The following is a 12387-nucleotide window of genomic DNA, read 5'->3' on the forward strand; positions in this document are numbered from 1 at the left end:
GGAGACACCCACTATGTATCGCATCCTGGCAATGGAGGTCGTTCGCTTCACCGAGATGGCGGCGATCGCCTCCGCACGGCTCATGGGCCGCGGTTACAAGAACGAGTCGGATCAGGCCGCCGTGGACGCCATGCGCAGGGCGTTCGACTCGCTGTACATCAACGGCACCGTGGTCATCGGCGAGGGGGAGCGCGACGAGGCCCCCATGCTCTACATCGGCGAGAAGGTAGGCCGCCGCAACCCCGAGGATCCCGAGGTGGACATCGCCCTGGATCCGCTCGAGGGCACCAACCTGTGTGCCTACGGCCGCCCGGGCGGCATCTCCGTGGTGGCCATGGCCGCCAAGGGCAGGCTGCTCAATGCGCCGGACACCTACATGGAGAAGATCGCCGTGGGTCCCCGCGCCAAGGGAGCCATCGACCTGCGCCGCAGCCCCACCGAGAACCTCCACTCCATCGCCGAGAAGATGAAGGTCTACGTCTCGGACCTCACGGTGATGATCCTCGACCGTGAGCGGCACTCGGATCTCATCAAGGAGGTGCGGGCCGCGGGCGCGCGCATCCGCCTCATCGAGGACGGGGACGTGGCCGGCGGCATCGCCACCTGCTTCGAGGACACCGGCGTGGACGTGCTGATGGGCACCGGCGGCGCCCCCGAGGGCGTCATCGCCGCCGCGGCCATCCGCTCGGTGGGCGGCGACATGCAGGGCCGCCTCGTGCCGCGCAACAACGATGAGATCGCTCGCGCCAAGCGCATGGGCATCACCGACATGTCGAAGATCTACGCGGCCGAGGAGCTGGCTGGTGGCGAGGTGATGTTCGCCGCCAGTGGCGTCACCACGGGCGACTTCCTGCGTGGCGTGCGCTTCTTCGGCACCGGCTGCGAGACGCACTCCGTCGTCATGCGCAGCAAGACGGGAACGGTCCGCTTCATCCAGTCCCGGCACAAGTTCGACAAGAAGCCGGGTTACAACCTCTAGGCCATCCGCAGCGAGGAGACACACGCACCATGCCTGGCGCCTCACGCAGCATCGTCGTCAACGCCCCCCCGGAGAAGGTCTTCGACGTCATCATCAACTACGACCGCTACCCCGAGTGGCTCACCGAGGTGAAGAAGATCCGCACCTCGGACCGCAAGGGCAATGAGGTGAAGGTCCACTACGAGGTGGACTTCAAGATCAAGACCATCCACTACACCATCCTCGCCCGGGAGGAGCGTCCCCAGCGGATGTCCTGGTCCTTCGTGGAGGGGGAGGTGATGAAGGACAACAAGGGCAGCTGGGTGCTGGAGCCGGAGGGGGAGGGGAAGACCAAGATCACCTACAATGTGGAGGTGACCGTGGGTCCCCTGGTGCCCAAGTCCATCCTCAACACCCTGGTGGATCAGTCGCTCCCCAAGATGCTGGAGGCCATCAAGCGCCGCGTCGAAGGGACCTGAAGCTCGACGCTTCGCGGCAAGGCCCCCCTGGCGCGGCCGGGGGGCAGGCGGGAGACCGACCCGAATCCGGAGAGAACCGTCACTCCGGATGTACCGTGCACTCCAGCGGGTTGGACTGCTTGCGGGGCACGCTGGCTGGATTAGAATCCAGTCAACATTTTCGGTATCTGGGAGTAAGGCTCCCTGGGTTCACTGTCGAACGGAGGACGAGCAAGCGTGCGAGGTCGCTGGCGCGTACCCAGAAAGGAACCAGGGCCCTTACTTTGCATCTGAAGGACTCAGAAGCCGATGTGGTAGCGGGAAACCGGGAGCGGGATGGCGGGCGTACATCGGGGTACGTAGGCTGAGTGGAGAAACCAAACCCATGCTCGACGCCTTCATCATCGAGGAAATCAAGCGCCGGGAGCAGAACCGGGAAGAGCGGGAGCGCCCCGCGCTCGAGATTCCGCTGCCTGTCCCCGAGGACCGCCCGCGGCGGCGCACGTCGGATGACGACGACGAGCGGCCGCAGCGCGGAGTGATCGTCATCGACCTCTGAACCACGCGACCGCCAGGTCCGCGGTTTCAGGCCCGCGCTGGACCGTTCCTCATAGGGAAGGGTCCACGCGGGCCTTGTACTGCCCGGGGTCCGGTCCTGGCCCTCAGTCCGGCGCCAGCAGCAGCAGGTGCCGGGGGTGCCAGGTGCTCCCCAGGAGCCCCGCCCCGGTGGTGCCCAGCGCGTCCAGCACTCCCTGCCGCCATGCGGAGGGAATGGCCTCCTCGCCGTGGAATGCGCCCAGGAGCGCTCCGGCGACGGCCCCGTTCGCATCCGCATCCCCGCCCCGGTTGATGACGTCCACCAGCCCGGCCTCGAAGCTGGGGGCGTGCAGCAATTCCCAGTAGGCGAGTCGGAAGGCCACCCGCACGTGGTCTGGCTTGGCGTGCAGGTGTACGTGCATGTCGGGACCATGGAGCAGAGGATCCTCCTGCTGCGCCGCGGCCAGGTCCTCCTTGAGGACGGTGGTGGCGAAGGACACTTCCTGGACGAACTCAACGGCCGAGCGGCCCAGCGATGCGCTGGCCAGGGACAGCCCGCTGATCGCCGCGGTGATGAGGTCCTCCGCCTTCAGCTTCTCGCCCGCGGTGAGGGCGTGCGCGATGGAGCCGTTGAGGGCGGCGCACGCGAGCTGGCAGCGCGGGTCGAAGTGGGTGAGGGCCGAGTCGGTGAGCGAGGCCTGCACCCGCGCCTGGGCGTCCCTGTGAAAGAAGACGCCAATGGGGGCGGTGCGCGCGAGGCTGCCATTGTGCGCCGTGCGCCGGAAGCCGCGCTGCCACACCCGGCGCGCGGCCGAGGCCTTCGGCAGGCCGGACTCCAGTATCTCCGTCACTATCTCCTGGGTGTACTCGCTCATCCCGGCGGCATGCCCCTGCCAGGCGAGGTAGCGGCGCAACATGTTGTCCGCGTCGTAGCACCGCAGGTCGCGCAGGCCCGCGCCCAGGACACAGGCCTGCTGGCCACTCTCTCCCACCTGGCCGCGCCGCAGCTCGAAGGCGCCGCCGCCCTTCAGGTCCCGGTAGGGGCCGTCGGCGAGCTTCGGGAAGCCGGGAGCGATGCGGCGCCGTGCCTTCAAGGGGACCCCGAGCGCATCACCGACGGCAAGCCCCAGGAGCGCGCCTCGGCCTCGCAGGCGTGGGAAGGGGTCAACGGGGGGGCCGGCGGGGCGTCGCGGAGGCATGGAGAGGCGGGCGGGGCTTCAGGGGGTCGACAGTGTAGCAGTGTGGCCGTCGAGCAGGCTTGCGAGGTGCGGAGGTGTCCTCTAGAAACCCGCGCCATGACCGAGATCGCTCAAATCGTGGCGCGTGAAGTGCTCGACTCCCGTGGCAACCCCACCGTGGAGGCCGAGGTTTTCCTGTCGGGCGGGGCCAAGGGCCGTGCGGCGGTGCCGTCGGGTGCCTCCACTGGCGAGCACGAGGCGCTCGAGCTGCGGGACGGGGACAAGGGTCGTTACCTGGGCAAGGGCGTGCGCAAGGCCGTCACCAACATCATGGAGACGATCGCCCCCGAGCTCGTCGGCATGGACGCGGCGGACCAGTACTCGGTGGACATGCAGATGCTGGAGATGGACGGCACGCCCACCAAGAGCAAGCTGGGCGCCAACTCCATCCTCGCGGTGTCCATGGCCACGGCGCGCGCGGCGGCGGATGCCTTCGGCATTCCCTTCTACCGCTACGTGGGTGGCGCGCAGGCCCGCACCCTGCCGGTGCCCCTGATGAACATCCTCAACGGGGGCGCTCATGCCGACACCCGCGTGGACGTGCAGGAGTTCATGGTGGTGCCCGCTGGCGCCGCCTCCTTCTCCGAGGGCCTGCGCTGGGGCGCGGAGATCTTCCACGCGCTGAAGAAGATCCTGAAGGGCCGCAAGCTGGCCACGGGCGTGGGCGACGAGGGCGGCTACGCCCCGGACCTGCCGGCCAACGAGGAGGCCCTCAAGCTCATCATGGAGGCCATCTCCGCGGCGGGCTTCAAGGCCGGCGAGCAGATCTTCCTGGCGCTGGACGTGGCGGCCAGCGAGTTCTTCGACAAGGGCAGCAAGAAGTACCGCCTCAAGGGCGAGGGCAAGGAGTTCGATGGGGCCGGGATGCTGGACTACTACCAGCAGCTCGTGTCGCGCTACCCCATCGTCTCCATCGAGGACGGCATGGCCGAGGACGACTGGGACGGCTGGAAGCGCCTCACCGACGCGCTCGGCAACAAGATCCAGCTCGTGGGTGATGATCTCTTCGTCACCAACGTGGAGCGCCTGGGCCGCGGCATCGCGGGCGGCGTGGCCAACTCCATCCTGGTGAAGGTCAACCAGATCGGCTCGCTCACGGAGACCTTCGAGGCGGTGCGCATGGCCCACAAGGCCGGCTACACCTCGGTGATGAGCCACCGCTCGGGCGAGACCGAGGACACCACCATCGCCGACCTGGCCGTGGCGCTGGACTGCGGGCAGATCAAGACGGGCTCGGCCTCGCGTTCGGACCGCGTCGCCAAGTACAACCAGCTGCTGCGCATCGAGCACGAGCTGGGCTCCGGCGCCCGCTACGGCGGCATGACGGCCATCAAGGGCCTCCAGGCGAAGAAGTAACAAGGAAACGAGCGAGACGTGGCCGACAAGAAACCCCGCATCCTGGTCTCCAACGACGACGGCTACTTCTCCGAAGGCCTCCGCTCCCTGGTGGAGGCGGTGAGCCCGCTGGGGGAGGTGTGGGTGGTGGCGCCGGACCGCGAGCAGAGCGCGGCCTCGCACTCCATCTCCCTCAACCGCCCCCTGCGCATCACCGAGGTGCGCGAGCACTGGTTCGCCGTGGACGGGACCCCGGCGGACAGCGCGTATCTGGCGATCCATCACCTCATGAAGGATGATCGCCCGCGAATCATGGTGTCCGGCATCAACCACGGGGCCAACCTGGCCGACGACGTCAACTACTCGGGCACGGTGGCCGCTGCCCGCGAGGCGGCGTTCATGGGCATTCCGTCCATCGCCTTCAGCCTGGTGTCGCGCCCGCCGTTCGACTTCCAGTACGCGGCGCGCTTCGCCCGCTCGCTGGTGGCGGCGGCGCTCGCCCAGCCCCAACTGCCGCCGAGGATGTTGCTGAGCGTCAACGTCCCCCGGGGCGAGCCCACGGGTTACTCCGTCACCCAGCTCGGTCGTCACTCGTACGGGTATGACGTGGTGGAGAAGGAGGACCCGCGCGGTCGCAAGTACTATTGGATCGGCGGCAGCGCCTACGAGTACGAGGACATCCCCGGCAGCGACTGCAACGCCGTCCACCTGGATCGCCGCATCTCGGTGACCCCGCTCCACTTCGAGCTCACCGACAGGCGAGTCATGGGGGAGCTGACTGGCTGGTCTCTCGAAGGCTTCACGCGCTTCGACATGGCCCGGGGAGGCGACTGAGGTTGGCGGGGGCGGGCCCCAGCCAGGTGTGGCCGGCGCTGCTCGGGCTGCTCGCGCTGCTCGGCACCACCGGCTGCTCGGCGCCGAGGACGGTCATCCGTCCATCCGCCTCCGCCGCGCCCGCTGCCGAGGTGCCGCCCCCCCTGGTGCTCGGGGAGCTGCGCGAGCCCCACCCGGAGCCGGAGCTGGTCTCCGTCCGCCACAAGGTGGCTCCGGGCGAGACGATGTACCGGATCGCCAAGAACTACGGCATCACCGTGGAGGAGCTGTCCGAGGCCAACGGGATTGATGACCCGCGCACGCTCGTCCTGGGGCAGGAGCTGGTGATCCCCGGCGTCGAGAGGCCGGTGCCCGCTCCGGCGCCGAGCAGGCCTCCCACGTCCGGGACGTCCACCAGGCCCCCCGTGGTGTCGGCGCCCTCTCGCCCGGCGCCTCGGCCCGGCCCGGCGCCCGCGACGTCCCGACCCGTACCCGAGACGAAGGGCCTGCTGGATTGGCCCTTGCGAGGGGTGCTGTACGCCCGCTTCGGGAAGAAGGGCCGCGAGCCGCATGACGGTATCGACCTGGCGGTGCCCATGGGGACGCCGGTGAAGACCGCGCGGGAAGGGGAGGTGCTGTACGCGGGCGAGCAGCGCGGCTACGGGCTCATCGTCATCGTCCAGCACTCGGAGCGCCTCATCACGCTCTATGCGCACAACCGGGACTTGCGCGTGCGTACCGGCCAGAAGGTGCGGCGAGAGCAGGTCATCGCCACCGTGGGCGAGTCCGGCAAGACGAGTGGCCCGCAGCTCCACTTCGAGGTGCGTCTGGACGGCAAGCCGGTGGATCCGCTCGACTACCTGGGGCCGCTGCCGTCGTCGTGACTGGTGGCCGCCCGAGCAGGCAGGTATGCGCTTCAAAGGGGCGCTCTCCGCTTCACGGTCGGCGGTCTGGTACTAGAGTGTGGCCCCCGTGAGCCGTCTCCTCCCACTGCTGCCCGCACTCCTGCTCGCCCCAGTCGCCCAGGCGCGGTCCTCCGCCTCGGCTCCGGAGGCGGCGACTCCCGCCGCGGTGGTGCCCTCCGTGTCACCGGAGAGCCCGACGCCCGAAGCCTCCGCTCCCGACACGCTCATCCCCGTGGCCCTGCTTCCCCTGGAGGCCAACGACGAGGCCCGGAACGAGGCCCCGGGCCTCACCGCGCTCCTCGTGAGCCGGCTCGCCGAGTCTTCCCGTCTCGTGGTGTCTTCCCGGGCGGAGCAGGAGGCCGCGCGCACCGCCGGTGGGACTCCCGGCTCCGACAAGGCGCGCTACGTCGTCACCGGCCGACTGGATCGCTTCGGCTCGCGCTACCTGCTCACCCTCAGTCTCGTGGACTCGGAGAGCGGGCGCGCCCTGTCCCGGCCTCGCCTCGAGGTGACCGCCAAGGAGGCCTTGCCCCGCGCCGCCGTGACGCTCGCGGATCAGCTCCTCGCCACGCTCGTCCCGGAGCCCACCCAACGGGCCACCTCGCCGGCTCCCTCCACCTCGTCGCGGCCCGGAGCCGGCTCGTTCGTCCTCGGCCTGCGGTTCAACAACAGCCTCATCTCCGACTTCTCCACCTTCAACCCCGGTGGCGATGTGGAGGTCGGCTTCCAGTTCCATCCCGAGTGGGTCGTCTTCGGCCAGGTGGGTCTCACCTACGTCCGCTCCGAGGAGGTGGGGCGCAAGGGCGGCCTCAATGTCCTGCCCAGCGTGCTCGGCCTGCGCCACTACCACAACGCCGCGGGCTCCCTCCGCCCGTACTGGGGCCTCGGTCTGGGCATCCAGCTGTCCTTCGGCGAGTACGGCGTCGTCCAGCAGACGGGCCCGCTCCCCACCATCATCGGCTTCGCGGGCCTCGAGTTCCTCGTCGCCGGCCACCTCGGGCTCCAGCTCGAGGCCTCCACCAACGTCGCCCAAGCCACCCTGGGCCTCACCGGTGGAGGTCTCGGCAGTGGCCTCAACCTCGACCTCAACGCCGGCATCGCCTGGCACTTCTGAGCCCGGAGTCTCCGCACATGCACCCGCGCTGGCGCGTCCTTCCCCTGCTCGCCCTCCTCACCCTTGGTTGCGAGGACGGGCCTCAGCCCCCCGGTCCCAAGGAGCAGGCCGAGGGCTACTACATCAAGGGCACCTCCGAGTACCTCCAGGGTAAGTTCAACGAGGCGGTCGCGTCCTTCGACACCATGAAGGCGCTCGCCCCGGAGGATCCCCGCCTGCCCGCGGCCTACGGCGAGCTCTACCTCTCCATGGGCCGGCTCCCCGACGCCGAGGCCCAGTTCAAGCTGGCCCTCCTGCGTGAGCCCAAGCGCTCCACCAACTGGAGCCGCCTGGGCTTCATCCACGCCCAGCTCGGCAAGTTCGACGAGGCCCAGAGCGAGCTGCGCAAGGCCATCGCCCTCTATCCGCAGGACTCCAACGCCCTCGAGCAGCTTGGGGAGCTCCACCTCAAGCGCGACGAGAAGGACACCGCCGTGACGCACTTCGGCCTCGCCGCCGAGTACGCACCCGATGGCGCCAAGTCCGTCCTCGTGCTGCGCGCCGTCGAGGTACTCACGCGCGATGGGCGCCACCCCGAGGCCCTCCAGTTGCTCCAGAAGTGGATCGACAAGGGCGTGCGGGCGCCCGAGCTGCTCACCGCGCTCGGTGACGAGCAGGTGCGCGCCGGCCAGTTGCTCCCCGCCGCCGAGACCTACCGCGAGGCCGCCAGCAAATCGCCGAGGGATCCCACGCTGTGGGAACTCGTCGGAGAGATCTACACGCGGCTCGACAAGCCGGGCGATGCGCTCGCGGCCTACCGCGAGTCCCTGCGCGTGAAGGATCGCGCCGTCGTCCACGTGGCACTCGCCCGTCTCCACCTCAAGCGCAACGAGCGCGAGGCCGCCCAGGAGCAGCTGGGGCGCGCCCTGGAGACCGTCTCCGGTTCCGATGTGCGCGAGCTCACCGAGCTGGCGGACCTGCTCTCCACGTTGGACCGCAAGAAGGATGCCCTGCAGATCCTCACCAGCCTCAGCGCCGAGCCGGACCAGGCCAAGGACGTGGACCTCCAGTTGCGCACCGCGGCACTCGCCCAGGAGCTGAAGGACCAGGCGACCGTGCGCACGGTATGCGCTCGCCTCGCGAGCGGTGAGGTGAAGCCCAAGAAGTGCCCGTGAAGGGCGGGGAGGGCTCGGGCCACGGGGGCAACCCGCGTGGCCCGATACCCTCACCCCGTCCCTCTCGCAGAAGGAGAGGGGAGGGGGCTCAGAGCTTGCCGCCCGGCAGCTTGCGGTACACGCCCACCACCTGGCCCAGAATCATCGTCGAGCGGAACTCCGACTTGCTCACGTAGATGGGCTGCATGGTGGCGTTGGCCGGCTGGAAGCGGATGCGCTCCCCCTCGGGGTAGTAGCGCTTCACCGTGGCCTCGTCCTCGATGAGCGCCACCACGATGTCGCCGGTCTGCGCCTGGGGCGTCTTGCGCACGAAGAGGTAGTCCCCGTCGAAGATGCCGTCCTCGATCATCGAGTTGCCCTTCACCCGGAGTGCGAAGACCTCGCGACCCTGGCCGCCCAGCAGGAAGCTGTCGATCCGGACCGAGTCCTCCACGTGCTCCTGGGCCAGCAGCGGCGCACCCGCGGCCACCTTGCCCAGCAGCGGCACCTCCACCATCCCCGATTCCTTCTTCACCCCCAGGCCCAGCAACATCCGCGTCCGCTTGGTGGGCACCAGGGAGCGGCTCTGCTGCTCGCCGCGCGTCAGGTAGCCCTTCCGCTCCAACGCCTTGAGGTGATCGTTCACCCCGTTGGTCGAGCGGATGTCCATCTCCTCGCCAATCTCCCGGATGGTCGGTGGGAAGCCCCTCGACTCCGTCTCCTTGACGATGAAGGCCAGGATCTCCCGCTGGCGTTCGGTCAGCTCTTCCATGCCTCGCTCCCTCGGCTGGTGGGTAGGCCACCTGCGCAACAGGCTTTCAGTACCGCCATGCTCCCTGAACATACGTATAGAGTCAATTCGTTCAAGCATGAGCACGTACTGGCCGTGTGTGCCCTTCACCGCCCAACAGGTGCCTGCGGTCCCCCTCTTCTGCGCGTAGAATTCCCAACACCTTGTCCGAGCCCCGACACACTCTTCTGTTGGTCGACGACGAGCCGGATGTCCTCGAGCTCCTCGTGCGCATGTTCCAGCGCAGCTACCGCGTGCTGTCGGCCCGGTCCGGCCTGGAGGCGCTGAGCCTGCTGCGGCAGCACCCCGTGGACGTGCTCATCACGGATCAGCGCATGCCGGAGATGACGGGCATCGAGCTGGTCACCGCCGCGCGCGCCGAGGGCCTCGACGTCACCGCGCTGCTGCTCACCGGCTACACGGAGCCCGAGGACATCATCGCGGCCATCAACCGCGGCCAGGTGTACCGCTACATCACCAAGCCCTGGGACCTGAACGACCTGAACATCACCGTGAAGAACGCGGTGGAGTACACCCAGCTGCGCCGCGACAAGGAGCGGCTGCTGCGCCAGTTGCACCAGCGGGTGGAGGCACTCGGCGTCCTCTACGAGGTGAGCCGTGCCAGCGCGGGCGAGCCGCTCGGCTATGACGCCATCATCGACCGCGTCCTCACCGCGGTGTCGCGCGTGCTGCCCTATGACTGCGGCGCGGCCCTCATCGCCGTGGGGTGGGATCGCACCGCCACGCTGCGCCTGCGCTGCCAGGGCACCGTGGGCGAGCAGGCCCTGCTGGGCGTCAAGGAGTCCATGCTGGCCACGTGGGGCCAGCGCTCGGGGCTGGTGCTGCCCGAGGATCGCGTCATCACCCACGTCACCGGCACCACCATCCAGGACGTCGCCCCGCCCAAGGCCTGGGCCAGCCAGCTCACCGTGTCCCTCACCGCGGGCGGCCGCCCCGTGGGCGTGCTGTCGCTCTTCTCCCACCGGGTCGACGCCTACTCCGAGGAGGATGATCCGCTGCTGGACACGCTCGCCAACCAGACGGCGGACGCCATCCAGTCGCTGCGCGCCTCCGAGGAGGCCTCGCGCCAGCGCATGGAGCGCATGGTGGAGTCCATGGCGGACGGGGTCATCCTCGCCGACGAGCTCAATGAGATCGTCGTGATGAACCCCGCCGCGCGCCGCCTGCTGAAGCTGGGGGAGGGGCCCGTGTCGGATCCCGGCCGGCGGCTGCGCGAGAAGCTGGGGTTCGATCCCTTCGAGCTGGTGCGTGGCTGGGAGTACGGCGGCGCCCAGGTGTTGCGCGAGGAGCTCAAGCTCGACGAGCGCACCATCCACTCCACCGTTACCCCGGTGAACGACGCGCGCGGGGTGCTGCGCGGGGTGTGCGTGGTGCTGCGCGACGTCACCGAGCAGAAGCAACTGGAGGAGCGCAAGGACGAGTTCGTCTCCATGGTGAGCCACGAGCTGCGCACGCCGCTCACCTCCATCTCCGGTTCGCTGGATCTGGTGCTCAACTTCCTGGCCACGGACATGAACGAGAAGCAGCGCCGCTATCTGATGCTGGCGCGCGACTCGACGGAGAAGCTCAACGCCATCGTGGACGACCTGTTGGACCTGACGAAGTTCGCCAAGGGTCGGCTGCGGATGAACTTCGAGTGGGCCTACGTGGACGAGCTGGTGCGCCGCGCGGTGGAGAAGTACGGCCCCGCCTTCCAGGAGCGGCGCGTGAAGGTGTCGGCCGGCCTGCCCCAGCACGGGCTGCGGGTGCTGGCGGATCCCAACCGGCTCACCCAGGTGCTCAACAACCTGCTCACCAACGCCGCCAAGTTCACCCCCGAGGACGGTGAGGTGCGGCTGGAGCTCAAGGCCACCTCGGCGGTGCCCGGCTACGCGGTGCTCACCTGCTGGAACAGCGGAGACCCCATCTCCGAGGAGAACCTGGAGCGCATCTTCGATCGTTTCGAGCAGGCGCGCACCAAGGCCAACCGCACGGTGCGCGGCACGGGACTGGGCCTGGCCATCTGCCGCAACATCGTGGAGGCCCACGCCGGCCACATCTGGAGCGAGCCGTGCCAGGACGGGGTGCGCTTCGTGGTGGTGCTCCCCATCGAGCCTCCGGCCGAGTACCTGCGGCCGGACGGTCTGGACTTCACCCAGAAGCACAAGCCCGAGCGGCGGGGTGGGGTGGTACTCGTCGAGGCCGAGTCGGACATCGGCTACATCACCAAGGCCCTGCTGCGCTCGCGCGGCTATGAGGTGCGCGTGGCCACCAGTGCGGAGGAGGGCCTCACCCTGGCACGCGCCCACCACCCGGACGCCGTGCTGGTGGACACCCGCCTGCCCGTCATCGACGGCCTGCGGCTGGCGGAGATCCTCCGGCATGATCCGGAGACGCGCCAAGCGCCGCTGCTCGTCTACTCCGCCTTCGACGAGCGCCAGCGCGCCTTCCGGGCCGGGGCCGACGCCTTCATGTCCATGCCGCTCCAGGCGGACCGGCTACTGGCCACCGTGGAGTCGCTGGTGCGCGGGCGCACCGGTCAGCACCACGGCCGCGTGCTGGTGGTGGATGACGACGAGAAGGTGGCCGCCATCTGCCGCGAGGTGCTCACCGGTCTCGGCTACGAGGTGGAGGTGGCCTCCTGCCTGGAGGAGGCGCACCGCGCCCTGCGCGAGCGCCGCCCGGACGTGCTGCTGCTCGACGTGCAGCTCCCCGACGGCGACGGCTACCACTTCCTGGAGGAGCTCAAGGCCGAGCGCGCCAGTGGCTACATCTCCGTCATCTTCATCTCCGCCCGCACCGAGACGAGCGCCAAGGTGCGCGCCCTCAAGCTCGGCGCCGACGACTACCTCACCAAGCCCTTCGATGCGCTGGAGCTGGGCGCGCGCGTGGAGACGGTGCTGCGCCGCAAGGAGCAGGAGCTGGGCGCCTCGCCCACCACGCAGCTTCCCGGCACGGGTGCCATCGAGCGCGAGGTGCAGCGCCGGCTCGCCACCCGCAGGCCCTTCGCCTTCTGCTACCTCGACCTGGACAACCTCAAGGCCTACAACGACTACTACGGCTTCGCGAAGGCCGATGGCGTCATCCGCCAGACGGGAGATCTGCT

At 69.1% G+C, this 12387-nt stretch carries 10 protein-coding genes and 2 pseudogenes; 10 read left to right on the plus strand and 2 right to left on the minus strand.

What is annotated here, in order from left to right; all coding sequences use genetic code 11:
* Positions 1 to 13 precede the first annotated feature (13 nt).
* The 3 genes from glpX (at position 14) to VF794_RS21115 (ending at position 1975) form a co-directional block, all read left to right on the plus strand.
* A complete protein-coding gene (gene glpX, locus VF794_RS21105; RefSeq protein WP_331113178.1) occupies positions 14 to 979 on the plus strand; it encodes a class II fructose-bisphosphatase in 966 nt (321 codons plus the stop codon).
* Between the two features lie 29 nt (positions 980 to 1008).
* Positions 1009 to 1437, plus strand: coding sequence for an SRPBCC family protein (locus tag VF794_RS21110; protein WP_331113160.1), 429 nt, complete (start codon positions 1009 to 1011; stop codon positions 1435 to 1437).
* A 364-nt stretch (positions 1438 to 1801) separates the two neighbouring features.
* The gene (locus VF794_RS21115) at positions 1802 to 1975 is read left to right on the plus strand and encodes a hypothetical protein (protein WP_331113162.1); all 174 of its coding nucleotides are present in this window, start codon (positions 1802 to 1804) and stop codon (positions 1973 to 1975) included.
* 103 nt (positions 1976 to 2078) lie between these two features.
* Here the strand turns inward: VF794_RS21115 and VF794_RS21120 are convergent, their stop codons facing one another.
* Complete coding sequence (locus VF794_RS21120) at positions 2079 to 3152, minus strand: ADP-ribosylglycohydrolase family protein (RefSeq protein WP_331113164.1); 1074 nt, start codon at positions 3150 to 3152, stop codon at positions 2079 to 2081.
* A gap of 96 nt (positions 3153 to 3248) precedes the next feature.
* Between VF794_RS21120 and eno the strand changes: the two genes are divergently transcribed.
* From eno to VF794_RS21145, 5 genes are all read left to right on the plus strand, one after another.
* The gene (gene eno, locus VF794_RS21125) at positions 3249 to 4547 is read left to right on the plus strand and encodes a phosphopyruvate hydratase (protein ID WP_331113166.1); all 1299 of its coding nucleotides are present in this window, start codon (positions 3249 to 3251) and stop codon (positions 4545 to 4547) included.
* Positions 4548 to 4565: 18 nt separating this feature from the next.
* A complete protein-coding gene (gene surE / locus VF794_RS21130) occupies positions 4566 to 5360 on the plus strand; it encodes a 5'/3'-nucleotidase SurE (protein WP_331113168.1) in 795 nt (264 codons plus the stop codon).
* 2 nt (positions 5361 to 5362) lie between these two features.
* Positions 5363 to 6223 carry a LysM peptidoglycan-binding domain-containing M23 family metallopeptidase gene (locus VF794_RS21135; RefSeq protein ID WP_414640931.1) on the plus strand — a complete coding sequence of 287 codons (861 nt, stop codon included), beginning with the start codon at positions 5363 to 5365 and terminating at the stop codon, positions 6221 to 6223.
* An 88-nt stretch (positions 6224 to 6311) separates the two neighbouring features.
* Positions 6312 to 7358 (plus strand): hypothetical protein, encoded by a 1047-nt coding sequence (locus VF794_RS21140; RefSeq protein WP_331113170.1) that lies wholly within the window; start codon positions 6312 to 6314, stop codon positions 7356 to 7358.
* A gap of 17 nt (positions 7359 to 7375) precedes the next feature.
* Positions 7376 to 8512: a tetratricopeptide repeat protein gene (locus tag VF794_RS21145; protein WP_331113172.1), complete on the plus strand. Its 1137-nt coding sequence runs from the start codon at positions 7376 to 7378 to the stop codon at positions 8510 to 8512.
* A gap of 88 nt (positions 8513 to 8600) precedes the next feature.
* Here VF794_RS21145 and lexA read toward each other — a convergent pair whose 3' ends face one another.
* Positions 8601 to 9263, minus strand: a complete 663-nt coding sequence (gene lexA / locus VF794_RS21150; protein ID WP_331113174.1) for a transcriptional repressor LexA — start codon at positions 9261 to 9263, stop codon at positions 8601 to 8603.
* Between the two features lie 251 nt (positions 9264 to 9514).
* Here lexA and VF794_RS21155 point away from each other — a divergent pair.
* Positions 9515 to 11734: pseudogene (locus tag VF794_RS21155) on the plus strand (response regulator); the annotation flags it as partial.
* A gap of 24 nt (positions 11735 to 11758) precedes the next feature.
* A pseudogene (locus tag VF794_RS41755) lies at positions 11759 to 12199 on the plus strand (response regulator transcription factor); the annotation flags it as partial.
* Positions 12200 to 12387 lie beyond the last annotated feature (188 nt).

Origin of the sequence: Archangium sp. (assembly GCF_036389735.1) — a bacterium.
Classification (GTDB): Bacteria; Myxococcota; Myxococcia; order Myxococcales; family Myxococcaceae; genus Archangium.

Bases quoted from the DNA above. Each gene is read 5' to 3' on its own strand.
- eno (WP_331113166.1), top strand. From the start codon at position 3,249: ATGACCGAGATCGCTCAAATCGTGGCGCGTGAAGTGCTCGACTCCCGT.
- VF794_RS21145 (WP_331113172.1), top strand. From the start codon at position 7,376: ATGCACCCGCGCTGGCGCGTCCTTCCCCTGCTCGCCCTCCTCACCCTT.
- glpX (WP_331113178.1), top strand. From the start codon at position 14: ATGTATCGCATCCTGGCAATGGAGGTCGTTCGCTTCACCGAGATGGCG.
- lexA (WP_331113174.1), bottom strand. From the start codon at position 9,263: ATGGAAGAGCTGACCGAACGCCAGCGGGAGATCCTGGCCTTCATCGTC.
- VF794_RS21120 (WP_331113164.1), bottom strand. From the start codon at position 3,152: ATGCCTCCGCGACGCCCCGCCGGCCCCCCCGTTGACCCCTTCCCACGC.
- VF794_RS21115 (WP_331113162.1), top strand. From the start codon at position 1,802: ATGCTCGACGCCTTCATCATCGAGGAAATCAAGCGCCGGGAGCAGAAC.
- VF794_RS21110 (WP_331113160.1), top strand. From the start codon at position 1,009: ATGCCTGGCGCCTCACGCAGCATCGTCGTCAACGCCCCCCCGGAGAAG.